At 66.4% G+C, this 14,555-nt stretch carries 14 protein-coding genes; 8 read left to right on the forward strand and 6 right to left on the reverse strand.

The annotated features are described in order from the left end of the window. Positions 1-1,209 precede the first annotated feature (1,209 nt). Positions 1,210-2,088 (reverse strand): hypothetical protein, encoded by an 879-nt coding sequence (locus ABN273_RS28745; protein WP_349452147.1) that lies wholly within the window; start codon positions 2,086-2,088, stop codon positions 1,210-1,212. Between the two features lie 342 nt (positions 2,089-2,430). Beyond that, a complete protein-coding gene (locus tag ABN273_RS28750) occupies positions 2,431-2,991 on the reverse strand; it encodes a hypothetical protein (protein WP_349452148.1) in 561 nt (186 codons plus the stop codon). Between the two features lie 26 nt (positions 2,992-3,017). On the opposite strand from ABN273_RS28750, the gene ABN273_RS28755 reads away from it, so the two are divergent. From ABN273_RS28755 to ABN273_RS28775, 5 genes are all read left to right on the forward strand, one after another. Further along, positions 3,018-3,944 carry a site-specific integrase gene (locus ABN273_RS28755; protein WP_349452149.1) on the forward strand — a complete coding sequence of 309 codons (927 nt, stop codon included), beginning with the start codon at positions 3,018-3,020 and terminating at the stop codon, positions 3,942-3,944. A 99-nt stretch (positions 3,945-4,043) separates the two neighbouring features. Continuing rightward, positions 4,044-4,472, forward strand: a complete 429-nt coding sequence (locus ABN273_RS28760; protein ID WP_349452150.1) for a plasmid replication, integration and excision activator — start codon at positions 4,044-4,046, stop codon at positions 4,470-4,472. Beyond that, positions 4,469-4,735, forward strand: coding sequence for a hypothetical protein (locus ABN273_RS28765; protein ID WP_349452151.1), 267 nt, complete (start codon positions 4,469-4,471; stop codon positions 4,733-4,735). The genes ABN273_RS28760 and ABN273_RS28765 overlap by 4 nt, the downstream gene beginning before the upstream one ends. Further along, the gene (locus tag ABN273_RS28770; RefSeq protein ID WP_349452152.1) at positions 4,732-5,046 is read left to right on the forward strand and encodes a hypothetical protein; all 315 of its coding nucleotides are present in this window, start codon (positions 4,732-4,734) and stop codon (positions 5,044-5,046) included. Before ABN273_RS28765 ends, ABN273_RS28770 begins: the two co-directional genes overlap by 4 nt. 416 nt (positions 5,047-5,462) lie before the next feature. Then, positions 5,463-5,849 (forward strand): tyrosine-type recombinase/integrase, encoded by a 387-nt coding sequence (locus ABN273_RS28775; RefSeq protein WP_349452153.1) that lies wholly within the window; start codon positions 5,463-5,465, stop codon positions 5,847-5,849. A gap of 862 nt (positions 5,850-6,711) precedes the next feature. On the opposite strand, the gene ABN273_RS28780 is transcribed toward ABN273_RS28775, so the two are convergent. The 3 genes from ABN273_RS28780 to cseB form a co-directional block, all read right to left on the reverse strand. Continuing rightward, entirely contained in the window at positions 6,712-7,212 is a 501-nt protein-coding gene (locus ABN273_RS28780) for a hypothetical protein (RefSeq protein WP_349452154.1), read from the reverse strand. 245 nt (positions 7,213-7,457) lie between these two features. Continuing rightward, a complete protein-coding gene (locus tag ABN273_RS28785; RefSeq protein ID WP_349452155.1) occupies positions 7,458-8,720 on the reverse strand; it encodes an ATP-binding protein in 1,263 nt (420 codons plus the stop codon). Position 8,721: 1 nt separating this feature from the next. Continuing rightward, positions 8,722-9,450 carry a two-component system response regulator CseB gene (cseB, locus tag ABN273_RS28790; RefSeq protein ID WP_349452156.1) on the reverse strand — a complete coding sequence of 243 codons (729 nt, stop codon included), beginning with the start codon at positions 9,448-9,450 and terminating at the stop codon, positions 8,722-8,724. Positions 9,451-9,907: 457 nt separating this feature from the next. Here cseB and ABN273_RS28795 point away from each other — a divergent pair, with 457 nt between their 5' ends. Continuing rightward, positions 9,908-11,503, forward strand: a complete 1,596-nt coding sequence (locus ABN273_RS28795; protein WP_349452157.1) for a trypsin-like serine protease — start codon at positions 9,908-9,910, stop codon at positions 11,501-11,503. Positions 11,504-11,672: 169 nt separating this feature from the next. Here ABN273_RS28795 and ABN273_RS28800 read toward each other — a convergent pair whose 3' ends face one another. Continuing rightward, the gene (locus ABN273_RS28800; RefSeq protein ID WP_349452158.1) at positions 11,673-11,948 is read right to left on the reverse strand and encodes a hypothetical protein; all 276 of its coding nucleotides are present in this window, start codon (positions 11,946-11,948) and stop codon (positions 11,673-11,675) included. A 175-nt stretch (positions 11,949-12,123) separates the two neighbouring features. Between ABN273_RS28800 and ABN273_RS28805 the strand changes: the two genes are divergently transcribed. Beyond that, entirely contained in the window at positions 12,124-12,969 is an 846-nt protein-coding gene (locus ABN273_RS28805; protein ID WP_349452159.1) for an FG-GAP repeat domain-containing protein, read from the forward strand. A 200-nt stretch (positions 12,970-13,169) separates the two neighbouring features. Then, complete coding sequence (locus ABN273_RS28810; protein ID WP_349452160.1) at positions 13,170-13,613, forward strand: heparinase II/III family protein; 444 nt, start codon at positions 13,170-13,172, stop codon at positions 13,611-13,613. Positions 13,614-14,555 lie beyond the last annotated feature (942 nt).

Raw genomic sequence — 14,555 nt, forward strand, 5'->3', positions numbered from 1 at the left:
GCTAGTAAATCATGGCGAGTCAGTAACGGATGTATGTCGATTCTGTATCGGTGAGTGTGGGCAGAGCTCCGGCGAGATGCCGCTGACGGCCCGAGTGTCGGTTTCCGGGAAGTGAACGGTACGGCGAGGCGGCCCGCGCGTCGTTGTTCGCCCCGGCAACCCAAACAGGCGCGGCAGTGATGGCCAGAAGGGGCTGTCGTTGGCTGCATGGCCTGCGCAAAGCGATCTTCTCAGACAACACGCTCTCGATCACGCTGTGACCAGCAAGCCTCAACACGAGGCTGGAATAAATTCACTGTTTGGGAGGGTGCCAAGGGTTTCCTGTGACAGGCAGCTGCCCCGTTTCGGGACCTCCGAAGGTCCCGCGGCGGCAGACGCGACGCCTACTCCATCCACGTTGCGCGAAGTGGCGCGCAGGCTTGACGCCCTCGCCCGTGGTGCGATCACCAAGAAGCCATCGAGAACGTAACGGGCACGACCCGAAGACCCGGCCCCACAAAGATCGAAAGCCCAGGCTGTTGACCTGGGCTTTCGTATGTGTGGAGCCTAGGAGATTCGAACTCCCGACTTCCTGCTTGCAAACGGGAGCCAGTCACACCGTCGAGCAGTCTTCGCCCTGGTCAAGCCGCAGATGGTGACTGATGGCATGTGCTCGTGTGCATCCGCGTTGCTGTACTCGGCTGCTGTACGGCATCCGCGTGCGACCACGGTTGCCGTTACTCGACGACGCCCACCGGCTGGGCCTGCTGCGTGCGGTCGGACCGGTCTACCAGTTCCGCCATGCCGCCTGCACGACCATCTGGCCACCGTGCTGTCCCCGCGCACGAAATCGGCATCAGCTACCTGATGGACCCTCTCGGCCGATCTACTGGGAGTAATCACGGCAGGGCGCCCCGGTCCGACCCGACACGGCACCCCTACGTCGTCTACCGCCACCGCGCCTCCTCCCCTCGCGGCCACCGGACGGCGGAAGAGCAGGCCGGACAGTGAGACGCCCGCCCAGCTCGCGTTCCTGATGGCCCTGCTCGTAGCGGTCAACCGCCTGTCGGGCTGCCCCTACCCCGTCTGGGCCATGCCGCCACCTGCCAGGTGAGCGGGGCTCCGTCGATGAGCCTGGTCAGGCGGCGGTGGAGTTCGGCGCGTACGTCAGGGTGAGCGGCGCGGGCGGTGACGTAGTTTCAGGCGGTGGGGATAAGATCCGTCGGCGGTTCAGCGAGTCGGAGGACCGGCGGCGACGGTGTACCCATGTCTGTAGTAGATGCTGGGAGATCCGGTGCCGCGGCTCCAGAAGCCGACCATCGCAGCCGTCTCTCGCACGTCTTCGGCGAAGTACGACTTGCCCTTCCAGGTCACCCTGAAGTCGGGGGCGTACGTCCCCCAGGCCGGAATAAGCTTCTCACAGGTATTGACGGTGTAGGAGGCCGAGACCGGTCCCACTCCCAGGTTGAGACCGAGACTCCCGCAGGGGTTGAATTCAGCTGTCGACTTCGGGCTCCAATCGTTCCAGACGAGAGTCGTGGAAGTCGGTGTGAGGGGATCGGTCTCCACGTAACACTCGGAGACATACGTGGCGATGGGGCCGCCCTCTCTCGCACCACATGACGCGTAGCTTCTGAAGGCGTAATTGATATGCGTCGCCCCCTCGTAGTCCATTCGGCCCCACTGCCCGCAGGCGCGCATCTTTCCGATACCCGCGGAGTCGAAGGTCTCGCGGCAGGTGGGTTCACGCCATGTGGCCTCCTGCTGGATGGTCGCGCCGTCGTCCGGGGAATTCGCGGGAGGGGTCTCCATGACGCTGACCGTCAGCGACCCACCGGTGGATCGAAGATCTACCGGCGCGGCGCCCTTGGGTTGAATGACGCAGCCGGCTTCGAACGATTGTGTCTCGTAGTCCTGGGCCTTGATGCCGAGCTTCCATTTGCTGTTCACGTACTCGGCTAAATCGCGGATGGCCGCGTCTTTGTCCTCTATGTTGTCGCACCCTGACAGCGGCTTGCGATGGCTCGCCGCCGATCCTCCGGCGGGAATCGGCTGAGCGATGAGAGTGACCGCAGCGACCACTGCCAAAACGGAGAGTAATCTTCGCATGGATCTCCTGCCCTCATGTCGATGGCGCGTTTCCATGCTCATGTTTCCTGTCGCGAATCAGCACGGGCCAGGGCATTCGGAGGGCATATACCGGGCACTTGCCGCTGGAGAGCCGGGTCACCAGACGACGGGCAGGATTTCGGCGCGGCGGCCGGGTGACAGGGTGGGCGGGTTGGCGCGGTGCGGGGGTGGCGAGGCGTGGGGTGGGGAAACGTTCCAGGAGGGCCGCCAGGGCGCCGCGGAGCATCTTAACGGCACCCCAAGATACGCGCCGAGCGCCTGGCCCGCGGTGAGCCCTGCGACTACGACCTGTGGGACGACGACGAAGCCTGACGTTCGCGACTATGCAGACCCCACGCCACCCATAGCCGCCCCGGCCCTTGAGGCGGCCGCCGTGCCGTCGCGGAGTGGTTTGCCCGATGGTGGCAAGGGCTCGACGTCGGTCTCAACAGCCGCGGCACGTACGCGTACAAGTTCCGCGTCTACGTCCTGCCGGAGTGGGGACACTGGCAGCTGTCCGACATCACCGCCAGCGAGGTGAACGCCTGGGAGCAGCGCCTCATCGGTGCCGGCTACAAGCGTGGCGGGGTCCCGGCGGTTGCTCGGACCGCGCTGTGCACGCTGCTCGGCGACGCTGTCGTGGAGGGCCTGCTCGACAGTAACCCCGCTCTGTGTCAGCGCAACCGGGGGCGCCGCTCCGGTGTTCGGCCGCCCGAGGATGAGAAGGTGTGGAGCACCCCGCTTGAGGGGCTGCTCGTCGCCGAGAGGTTCGCGATCTTGTCCGGGCGCGATGACGAGTTCGTGCTCGGCGTGCTGCTCGACTTCACAGGGATGCGGTTGGGCGAGGCTCTCGGGCTGCAGCGGAACTATGTCAGGCTCGGCACTGTCCGTGTCGACTGGCAACTGCAGATTCTCGGAAGACGTGGTACATGCTGCCGCCCAAGGACGACTCCAATCGCGACATCGACATTCCGCCGTTCCTTCAGGATCTGCTGGCCCGCCAGATCGCCGCACACCCGGATCAGCGCTGCCCGTGCAAGCCGGTGCGGATCGAGGGGCAGCCGGAGCAGCCATGCCAGGGCGGCGCTTTCGTGTTTCTGGGGCCGCACGGGGCGCACATCAAGGACGCCAACTATGCGCGGCGGTTCTTCAACCCGGCGGCGGACGGCCGCTATGCGGGCCCGCAAGGCGAGCGCTCTGCTGATGGCAAGCCGGTGCTGGTCGTCGTCGACGAGGTGTGGCCGGGTGAGCCGGTGCCGACGTGGCCGCGGGCCGTGCCGGGCGAGTCGTACGAGCGGCCGGTCGGACGCGGCTACCAGCCGCGGCCGGTCGTGTTGGGGGTGAACGCGGCGTCGTCGAAGGAGAAGTTGGTGGCGTTCGCGGTGGAGGAGGGGCTGAGCCGGGCGGTGGCGGAGGCTTTGACGCGCCAGGAGATCCTGGATCGGTTCGTGCGCCCGCACCGTCAGGCCGACGATGGGCCGCTGGCGTCGTGGATGCCGGTCAAGGAGTGGTTGACGCCGCATGGGATGCGGCACGGCCACTCGACGCTGCTGGATGGGCTGGGGACGCCGGTGCGGCTGCGGGATGACCGGATCGGGCACGCGTCGCCGGGGATGAAGCGGGGCGATATGCGTCACCGGTACACGCACATCGCGAAGGAGTGGCGCACCCAGCTTAGGAAGGATCTTCAACAGGTATGGGAGCAGGCGCTCGCCGAGCGCGCCTGGTTCGCTCTGCACTCGCCAGTGGCGATGCTCGACGATCTTTTGAAGCCGTTCCGGGAGGGAAGGCGGGACCCGATACCGCCGTTTTCCGCCGTCGCGGACGTGGTCGATCTGGTGTCGGCGGAGGCCTGAAAACCAAGATCGATCGCACTCTCATCGCATTCGATCAAGAGCGCCCGGTCCGAGTTGATCTCGAACCAGGCATTTTTTCTGGTCAAACCTGGAGCCGCCTTGGGGATTCGAACCCCAGCCCCCTTCATTACGAGTGAAGGGAAGCATCCTGGTCCAGGGCCGGCGCCGCTGCTGCTACATCGTCGGGAGGTCGAGCCGGTCAAGGACTTCGACGCCTCGACCAACGGGCGGTTCGTACAGGCACGGGACAAGCTGGCCGGTGAGCTGGTCTGGCAGGTCTCGGTCATGGACGCGGACCCGACGGTCAAGGCCGCACAGAAGACGGTCGCGGTGAAGATCCTCTCCCCCATGCAGCCTGTTCCGCCGGCGCCCATGCCCGGGCTGCCGTTCACGCCGGTCGAGTTCGACCAGATGACCGCCACTCCGTACGTGAACGGCAACGGCAGGCTCGCCTACTCGATCCGGGTTCGCGAGATGCGGGCTCCGCGGCCGGTCGGCAAGCCCAGCTCAGCGAAGGACGCGGCGTGATGGGGCGGCGGGGGCAGACTCGGCCGACCGGCGTGATCACTCTCAACACCGGTTCCGGCGCGGTCGCCGAGAACCACGCCTACCAGCTTCGAACTCCGGTCCTGGCGCTGGCGTTCGGGCTGGTCCAGGTGCAGATCACCACGGCGGCGTCGGACCGGGTCACGGCGGCTGAGGTGGAGTTCGCTCGGCAGCTTGCCAAGCAGACGCAGGACTTCGCGCGGTGTGTGGAACGGATCCATCGGCGCGGGGTGACGGCAGCATGAGAACACTCGGGCCGTACACCTACGTGACGCTCTCGATGAAGCCGGACTCCGCGCCTCACCTCGCTGTCTCCTTCCACACGGCCGACCTGCGCATCCGCGCCGGCGTGCTCAACAAGCCGCGCCCGTACCTGGAGATCTGCTCCCCTGAGGCAGACGTGGCGATCTCGACCACCGGGGCCGGCCACGTCACCGACGCCGACCTCCACAACGCCCGCCAACTCTTCGACGCTGCCGCTCGCTACCTCGCCGACTGCGAGCGGCTGCACTCCGAACAGTCGGCCAAAGGCGCCGTCCCTGATGCGGCGGTCTGACACGCAAGCGGGGCCGCAGGAAGCGGCAACTTCCGGCGGCCCCTCGGTCTTCCACACACTCCAAATGCTTGGAAGGGCTCCAGCCTAATGTTCAAGAAGATGCCTGGCGAAGAGCCACATCGCATCGTCTCGACCACACCTGATACGGCAGTGGTCTTCAAACCGACCGTCCTCAAGACGCCCGCGATCGTCACGCTCGTCATATTCGGGTGGCGAGCCGTTGCGAGTCTGGTCCGCACAGTGTGGCGGCATCCAGTCGCCGTGCTGATCGCCAACGTCCCGTGCGTACTGTCCGCTCTCTACGGGTGGCGCGTCGCACTGCTCCTCATCACGCCCATGCTCGCCGGAACGGTCGTCTGGGGCTTCCTCGACCAGGCTAGTTTCGCCCGCTGGATCGGCTGGCGGCTGCTGGCCTGGTGGCGGCTCATCTGGGTATACCGGCGGCACTGGCAACCCGTGATGGTCATCTCCGGTACGTCTCGCACGAAGACGACGCGTTCGTGTTCCTCGGGACGAAGGGCGGGTTCCTGCGCGGAGGCAACTTCCGGCGTGCCACGAAGTGGGGAGATGCGCTCAAGGAGATGGGGCTCACGGGGCTGCACTTTCACGATCTTCGCCACACGGGGAACACACTGGCCGCGCAGTCAGGGGCGAGCCTGGCCGATCTCAAGGCACGGATGAGGCACGACAGCGATCGGGCCGCAATGATCTATCAGCACGCAACCAAGGACGCTGATCAACGCATCGCGAACGCTCTCAGCGCACGAGTGGAGGCGGAGAGGAAGATCTCAGCTGATAGCTAATGGCCCGTTAATGGCCCGAGCACCCCGCCACAAGATCAGTGGCGGGGTGTTTTGCCTGGTGGAGCCTAGGAGATTCGAACTCCTGACTTCCTGCTTGCAAACGGGAGCCAGTCACCAGTTGTAGAGGTATCCGCCCTGCTCAGGCGTGTGACGGCGGGCGTCAGAGTGAGGCGCTGTGCGGCCCTGTTGCTGTACCTCTCTGCTGTACAGCAACCCGCCTCATCAGCGGTCCTCCTCATACTCCTCCGGGTGCCGGCGATCCTCTTCATTCGCCGGGTCGTCCCGATCGGCACCCGACTGAGCGATCCGGCCAAGGTCTCGCCGGGCGCTCGGACTGTCCGGGTCCCGCGCCACCTTGGACATGATCCGCCTCTTGGCACCTGCGTCCCAGCCCTTGTCTTCCCTATGACACGATCTACCCGCTTGGTTGCCATGGTCTCAAATGGCCGCGGTCACCATTCCCGGCCTGATCACCTCGTACGCTGTCGCGCTGAGCACACGACGGAGCGTCCGCATCTGATCCGTAGGGACTTCGCACTCGTCCAGGTACCTACAGCTCCCGGAACGGGACCTGCAATTCGTCGTCTCCCTCACGCTGGGCACCTCCCACACCGACCCCGCCATCGACCGCTGGTCAAGAAGGACGTCAAAGCCGTCCTCTTGCCCAAAGGGCTGACCGGTGGCGAGCCCCCCATGGTGCCACCGGGCTCGACGACGAGACACCCGTCCGCCAGGGCGACGGCGCCGAAGAAATAGCCAGGCGGCCGGACCGCGCCCAATCGGGTGCGCTCCACCAGGCGACGGCAGGACGCACCGTGCCCCCGCGGCGCGTCTCCTGGCTTTCCGGAGGAATGCTCGGACGTCATTTGCCGTAGCACACCTTCAAGCCGTCCTGCGAGACGCCATCAGGCACCTCGACCTGTGCGGCTTGGCCGGGAGCGGGGTCTTTGACGTTGTACCCGTGGTCGCGGAGGCACTGGAGGGTCTTGAGCTCCTTCTCCTTTGCTTCTTTATCGGACATGGCGGGCTGATCGTCAGAGGCCGTCGGCGGCTTGCCGATCTTCTTGATACAGGCGTCCCTCGCTACCTCGTACGCGTCCTGCCGGTCGCCGAAGTCGATTTTTCCGGCCTCTTTCGGAAGCTCGAAGCCCTGGTCGCTCAGGCACGACCGGAACTTGACCTCCCATTCGGTGTACTTCTGGTCGGCCGTACCGGCGTAATCGGAACTAGACGCGGAAGCCGACGAGTTGTTCGCTGTGCCACTCGACTCGTTGGCGTTGCCGCAACCGGCCAGCAGGCCCGCGAGGCAGGCGAAGGCCGCGAGTGCGGCGCGAGTACGAGGGAGGTGAAGTGTGCTCGGCATGGTCTTCTTTCGTGGCTATGGCCGCCCTGCGATCGGACGGAGCGGGTGGGCAGAGCACATGGAAAGCTCCGCTCCGAGAGGTCGGTACGCCGCGGTAGCGCACGTCAGCCACCATGAGCGGCGCGAGTGTCCGCGCTGCCGCGGTGGCGTATCCGCGACCGCTTGGATACGTATCGGGTGTGTGTCAGCCCTCGGCCGCGGATCGCTCAGCTCTCAGCAGTCTCGTGGGGAGCATCAGACAGGTATCAGCCCCCGGAGCTTGTATCGCCCCGCAGGTGAAGCGTGGCGATCGCGCCGCCGTCCGGAGCGTTGGCGAAGGCGAGCCCGGCGCCGATCACCTGGGCCTGGCCAAGGGCGATGATCAGGCCCAGGCCGTGACCCTGGCCGCGTTCGGCGGCACCGGTGCGGAAGCGCTGTGGTCCGTCTGCCAGCAGCTCGTCGGGGAATCCGGGGCCGTGGTCGCGTACGGCGATCGCCGTGCCGTTCACGGTGACCTCGACCGGAGAGCGTCCGTGGTAGTGGGCGTTGGCGACCAGGTTGGCGATGATCCGGTCGAGGCGGCGCGAATCGGTGTCGGCGACTGGATCGCCAGTCACCGTTAGCTGGACCTCCAATCCCGTCCGGCCTACGGACTCCTCGACGACCCGGCCCAGCGGCACCAGAGCGCTATCGGCCCGCTCCACACCCGCGTCGAGGCGGGAGATCTCCAGCAGGTCCTCCACCAGCGTTCGCAGCACCCGTACCCGACCTCTGACCAGCTCGGTTGCCTCGCTCTCCGGGAGCAGTTCGGCCGAGATGACCAGGCCCATCAGCGGGGTGCGCAGCTCATGGGCGACATTGGCGGTGAAGCGCTGTTCACTGAGCAGCCGGTCCCGCAAACTGTCGGCCATCAAGTCGACGGTGGCCGAGATATCGGTGATCTCGTCGCCGCCCCGGCCGCCCACCATGCTCCGGGCATCCAGGTCGCCTCCCGCGATACGCCGCGCGGTCCGGGCCACCCTCCTCAGCCGCCGGTTGGGCAACTCTGCGGCCAACGCGGCCAGGGGCACGACAACGGCGAGCACGGCCAGAGAGGCCATTACGATGTGCCGGTCCAGGGCCCGCAGACTGCGTATCTCGGGCCCCATGTCAATCTTCACGGCCAGCGCCTGGCCACCGACTGACTGCACCGCCCACATCCAGGGAATGTCCGGCCGGCGGTCGTCGTACCAGGTGATGTACTGCCCGGTGCCCCTGGCCTGCTGGAGCAGTACGGGCGGAATCTCGGCGGGATCCGCATGAGCCGGCGCCGTACCTGTGCGCCGGTAGTCGTCCACCGCGGCCAGCAGTTCGCTGAAACCCCGGTCCCTGCCCAGGCTCATGGAACGCTCAAAGGTGCTCTGGTGGACCAGCACCCCGACGGCCAGCGCGACCGAGCAGGACGCCATGGCCACCAGCGCGGCGATCTTCCAGCGTAGCGACCTCCAGTTCAGCAGCCCACGTGCCGTCCGGGCGATGGCGGGTCCCACCTCAGCGCCGCAGCTTGTAGCCGAAGCCTCGGACCGTCTCGATACGGTCGGGGCCGATCTTCTTGCGTAGCCGCTGCACACACAGGTCGACGACGCGGCTGTCCCCGTCCCAGCCGTAGTCCCAGACGTTGCGCAGCAGTGTCTGCCGGTCCAGCACGATCCCCGGATTCGCCGCGAACTCCAGCAGCAAGCGCAACTCGGTGGGGGCCAGCGCGACCGGTTCACCGGCCCGGTGTACTTCCAGACCTTGTGGATCGATGGACAGGTCCCCGAAGACCAAATCGGTGCCACCGCCGGGAGCGGGCTCAGGAGTGCGCTCAGGGCCTGGGACGAAGGAGGCTCGGCGCAGCAGGGAACGGATCCTGGCCACCAGTACGGAGGTGTCGACCGGCTTGACGACGTAGTCATCGGCTCCCGCCTCCAGACCCGACACCACGTCCAGGGCGTCACCACGCGCGGACATCATCAGGATCGGATCCATGCTGGACTCCCTGATCTTCCGGCACAGCCCGATGCCGTCCAGCCCCGGCAGCATCACGTCCAGCAGCAGCACGTCGTGCCGCTGCTCCCTGAACAGTTCGAGGCCGGTCAGACCGTCGCCCGCCGTGCTCACGCGATAGCCGTAGCGCTCCAGCGCCATCTGGACCGTCTTGCGGATCACCTCGTCGTCCTCAACGAGCAGCACGGTGACAGTGGTCGACGGTCTGCTACCGACATCCGAAACCGACATTGCTCCCCGAATACGGTTGATAATTAATAAAAGACAATATTAAGGACTCTCTTTGTGGGAGTACGAAGGCATCGTCGGCCCCTCCGGCGATCGGTGCACCGGGAAGCATGTATCGGTCGCGCCGCGCGATGCCGTGTCCATGTTGTCGATGCCGGGCCTCCACGACGCCTCAGCTGTGTATCAGCCGTGAATCAATGCGCGCCGGTCCGCCGTTTACGGCGGTCATCGCGATCGTGGCGGCTGTCACACCCAATGACTTCTGAAGCTGGGCGATTCGCGGCTGGGCCCTGATACACACCCCATACGCGTCCAAGCGGCGGCCGATACGCGACCGCGACAGCATGGACACCTGTACCGCGCAGGGTGGCCGACCATGCCCAATACACTCCGCTTCCCTTGTACTCATCTCGCACTGGCGGCCTTCTCTATGCGTTTTCGTTCCCTTCTCGTCGTTCCTATGGTGCTGGCCGCGCTGGCGGCGACCGCGACTCCGTCGTTTGCCCTGCGCGGCGGCGTCGAGTCGGTGCAGCCGTACTCGTTCACGGGCTCGTTACAGCGCGCCGAATCCCCGCGCGCGGACGGCCACGTCTGCGGAGTCACACTGATCGCGCCGCAGTGGGTGGTCACCGCGAGCCACTGCGCCCGCACGCCCAATCAGGCTCAGGTCGGCACCCCTCGGGGCTGGCGGGTGCGCATCGGCTCCCTGAGCGTGACCTCTGGCGGTGAACTGGCCGAGGTCGACAAGTTCTATCGGTACTCCACCGAGGTCTACGGCAAGGATCTCGCGCTGCTGCACCTGCGCACCCCGGTTCGGGCAAAGCCGGCGCGGATCGCGCCGGCCACGCCGGCCGACCAAACCGTAACCCGGATCATCGGCTGGGGCGTGACCTGTGACCAGCACGCGCCGAAGTGCTACCCGGACCGCCTGCGCGAGGCCGACACCGTGGTGCAGCCGGACCGGGAATGTGAAGTGAGCGGTATCACCGCGGCGCGTGAGCTGTGCGTGGGCAGCCCGGACGGAAGCATCTCGGCCACCAACATGGATTCCGGTGGCCCGGCGCTGGTCCGCCGCGGTGGCAGCTGGCTGCTGGCCGGGGCGGTCAGCGGCAGCAACGGCGACGACACACCGACCGTGTACAGCGACGTGTCGGTGTATCGGAAGTGGATCCGGGACATCGTCACGGGCATCGCAGTTCCGCCGGAACCGCACATGCCCTCTCTAGAGGGTGCAGTGCAGTTCGGTGGCTGTTCCGGCGCCGTGGTCCGCACCGTGACCGCCCAGGCGAAGGATCCGGCCCTGCTCCTCACCAACGGCCACTGCGTCCAGGACACCCGCCCTGCGCCGGGGTCGGCGCTGGTCGATCAGCCGGCCGCCCAGCCGGTCACGATCACCGACCGCGAGGGCTACCCCAAGGTCGAGGCCAGGACGACCCGGCTGGTCTACGCCACCATGACCAGCACCGACGTCGCCCTGTACCGCCTGGACCGGACCTACGCGGAGCTGGCCGCCGCCGGCGCCAAGGTCTTCGACCTCACCACGACCCCGGCCGCGGCCGGCGACCGGGTGGACCTGTTGTCCGGCAACTGGGGCCGCCGCTGGAGCTGCGCGGTGAAGGCCGTGGTGCCGGGGCTGCGTGAGGGCGGGTACGTGCAGGAGAACGCCCTGAGGTACACCAGCGCCTGCGAACCAGGGCACGGCGCCTCGGGGTCACCGCTGATCGCCCCGGACGGGCGAACCGTGGTCGGGCTCCACAACACGAGCAACGACGACGGGAAGAGCTGCACGGAGAACAACCCATGTGAAGTCGACGCGGCTGGCCAGGTGACGGTGCGCAAGGGCGCCCGTTACGGTCAGCAGGTCGCGGCCGTGCCCGCCTGCCTAGCGCCCGGCTCAGTGCTGGACCTGTCCCTTCCGAGCTGCACGCTGCCCCCGCCCAGCCGTCTGACGGACGGAGCAAATGAAAGCCGGGTAGTGCCGACTCTTGCTTTGTACAAGATCGAAAGGCCACTTCCTGATCATGGAAAGTGGCCTTTGAACTGGAGTGGAGCCTAGGAGATTCGAACTCCTGACTTCCTGCTTGCAAACAGGAGCCAGTCACAACGCAGACAGGTCTTCCTCCTGGTCGAGTGGGCAGATGGAGGCTGTCGACGCGTGCTGTTGCACGTCGACGTTGCTGTACCAGGCTGCTGTACAGCAAGGACGTGCTGAACACCAATCCACCTCAGCCAGGTGGTACGGCTTCACGTCGCGCCGCTCCCACCTCATGCTTCGACCCCGAGGAGGAAGCCCGCATCAGCACGGCATCGGTCGCGAGCCTCAGCGCCACGCACAGCGGGCTGTAGAGCAGCAGGTTGAGCCAGTAGAACGGGGTGCCGGTGTCCGTGCCCAGCCCGAAGGCCCACGCGAGGCCGAGTTCCGCACGCACGAGCAGCCCGCCGCCCAGCGCGAGGTGATCGCCTTGGCGAGCCGACCACCCCGCCCTCTTCGCGCAAGTCACCTGGTCAAAGCGATCCTCATACTTCAGACCCGCAAGGCCGGATGAAAAGCGCTCAGCGAAGGTGTGTGCTGCCGATCGGATCGCATACCGCCGGCATACCGCCGTCTCATAGGTTGTTGCCCTGTCCTGGAATGTCAACAAAATCAACTAAAAGGCGTGAAGTTCAATGATGGGGATGCGATTCGGCAAGCTGGCGCTCATGGCCGGGGTGGGCGTCGTGATGGCGGCGTCAACCGCAATCTGGCCGGCGACCGCGACGGCGGCAACCGGCACGAAGGGAACGGCCACACCGGACTTCAACGGCGACGGGGTACACGACATCTTCTCGACCAAGACCGGGACGCTCAACATCTGGTACGGCAAGGGGAACAACACGTTCTCCGCCCGGAAGACGATCGGCGGCGGCTGGGCGGCCTACGGCCGGCCGATCCCGGGTGACTACGCCGGCCACGATGGCATCACCGACCTGGTTGCGGTCAAGAAGAGCGACGGGCAGCTCTACGGCTGGACAGGCAAGGGCGGCAATACGTTCGCCGGCCCCCGGCAGCTCAAGCTCGGGTACGACGGCCGCCCGTACGCGGACACCTTGGCGGCCCTTCCCGACGTCAACAAGGACCGCCGCCCCGACATCGTGGCCAGCCGCGACGGCGTCATCTACGTCGTGAGCTCCAAGGACGGCAAGGCGCACAGAGTCCCCGGCACCTGGACGGCCTTCACTACGCCGATCGCCGGCGACTTCAACGGTGACGGCATCGGCGACCTGATGGCGGTCAAGAAGGACACTGGGTACCTGCACGTCGCGAACGGCAGGGGCGCCGACAACTTCACCCTGCCCATCCAAGTCGGACCGGGCTGGGGGCAGTACGCCCGCACCCTGATGTCCCTCGGCGACGTCAACAAGGACGGCCGCACCGACATCGCCGCAACCGTAAACGGCACGCTGTACCTGTGGAACGGCAAGGGCAACAACACCTTCGGCAGCCGCCAGACGATCGGAACCGGCTGGGCACCGTACTTCTAGTTCGCCGGCCTGGTAGCTGCTCTCGGCCTCTGTCGGTGAGTGCAGGGGGTTCGCGCCTTCTTCCGACGCGATTCGCGCGGTGGCCAGGGCGACCTGTGAGCCGTTGCGGTGGATCCGCTGGCAGTTGTCCTCGCTAATGCCTCGGTCTGGGCGGCCAGCCATACCTTTTGACATACCGCGATGCCCCAAAGTTGGCGCGCGTGACTTCTTTCTGGCGGCGGCTGGCCGTCCTGATTCTTGTGTCCGGGTTCCTGGCGCCGGGTTCCCCTGCGGCCGCGCTGTCAGACACGGGCTTCTTCGGCAGGTGGAGTAACAGCGCCTGGGCCACCGGACCACGGCTGGATTACACGCTCCCGGGTCTGAAGCCTGTGGAGAGCGCGGTCAAGGCGGGCGACTACACCCTCGCCAAGCAGAGGCTGCTCGACTACTACCGAGCGCGCCCGGCCACCGCAGCGGACTACTTCTCACATCCCGAAGGCTGGCCGGGAGCGGTCGAATTGACCCCGAGCTGCATCTGGACCCTGGGTGATGGGGAGCAGTACGTCAAGACGGTGTCTTCAACCCGGGGAGAAAACGGTGACGGCCGACGTCACGAGCACCGCCACGAAGGGCAAGTCCGGATTCTTCCTGATGAGCCGCTATAAGGATGCGGCCATCGCCAAGGTCAACAGCAGGAGCACGGGGTCGGGCAAGCCCACGCTCCGTGCCGTCGAAAGGGCGGCCGACACCTCGGTGACGGTGGAGCGACTCCCCGTCGGCGGAGCCGAGACGTACGAGGCGACCGCCCTGAACCTCAACGGCGGCGGGCGTCTGAGCGAAGCGAAGCCCTCCAACGGGTGGGCCCCGGCCCACCCGTCACGTACCGTAGAAGGAGCGGAGCCTAGGAGATTCGAACTCCTGACTTCCTGCTTGCAAAGACGCATGTCGATCTTGCTTCATCAGCGAAGACCCAGCTCAGCACCCAGGTGGCATTCCCCGTGACTCCCCATTGGTCCCCCTGCTGCCCCGCCCCATCGGGCACGCAACGGGCACGCCAGCCACGGCGCCCGGTGGGCCGGGGCAGAGGAACGAAGTCCTGGACCTTCGATCGCCCCCAGCCGCCCACGGTGGCCAGCCACAGACGGGCGATCGTGAGGGCGTTCATCTGCGCGGAGCGTTATACGCACCAAACCGCATTAGCAGCTACGAGCTTGATTGTCCCATCCTGTTCAGCCTGGTCCAACACGCCTCGGCGGTCCAAGCCGGTCGCTCTGGGACGCCAGTGAATTGCAGCCCAAACTGCAACCGGCACTTCCCCCTGGTTGGTGGACACGCTGACCAGCCGCAACAACCTCGCCAGTGCCTACGTAGAAGCGGGCCGCTTCGACGACGCCATCCCCCTACGATCCTGCTGGTTAACTCGCGACACGCGGTTGTAGGTTCGTGACCTGAGTCTTTGGCGTCCGGGATCATGCGGTGCGCGGCCGGGTTTCCCCCTCCTCCCGGTCGTGGATGGAGTGGTCGGTGTCGATGCAACCCCGGTCCTGGCCGGAACCGGACGATGCAACCCCGGTCCTGGCCGGAACCGGACCCGGTGATCGCGTCGA

Origin of the sequence: Nonomuraea sp. B19D2, assembly GCF_040137845.1 — a bacterium.
GTDB lineage: Bacteria > Actinomycetota > Actinomycetes > Streptosporangiales > Streptosporangiaceae > Nonomuraea.

Coding starts and splice junctions, on each gene's coding strand:
- ABN273_RS28745 (WP_349452147.1), bottom strand. CDS start 2,088: ATGCGAAGATTACTCTCCGTTTTGGCAGTGGTCGCTGCGGTCACTCTC.
- ABN273_RS28755 (WP_349452149.1), top strand. CDS start 3,018: ATGCTGCCGCCCAAGGACGACTCCAATCGCGACATCGACATTCCGCCG.
- ABN273_RS28770 (WP_349452152.1), top strand. CDS start 4,732: ATGAGAACACTCGGGCCGTACACCTACGTGACGCTCTCGATGAAGCCG.
- ABN273_RS28780 (WP_349452154.1), bottom strand. CDS start 7,212: ATGCCGAGCACACTTCACCTCCCTCGTACTCGCGCCGCACTCGCGGCC.
- cseB (WP_349452156.1), bottom strand. CDS start 9,450: ATGTCGGTTTCGGATGTCGGTAGCAGACCGTCGACCACTGTCACCGTG.
- ABN273_RS28795 (WP_349452157.1), top strand. CDS start 9,908: ATGGTGCTGGCCGCGCTGGCGGCGACCGCGACTCCGTCGTTTGCCCTG.
- ABN273_RS28805 (WP_349452159.1), top strand. CDS start 12,124: ATGCGATTCGGCAAGCTGGCGCTCATGGCCGGGGTGGGCGTCGTGATG.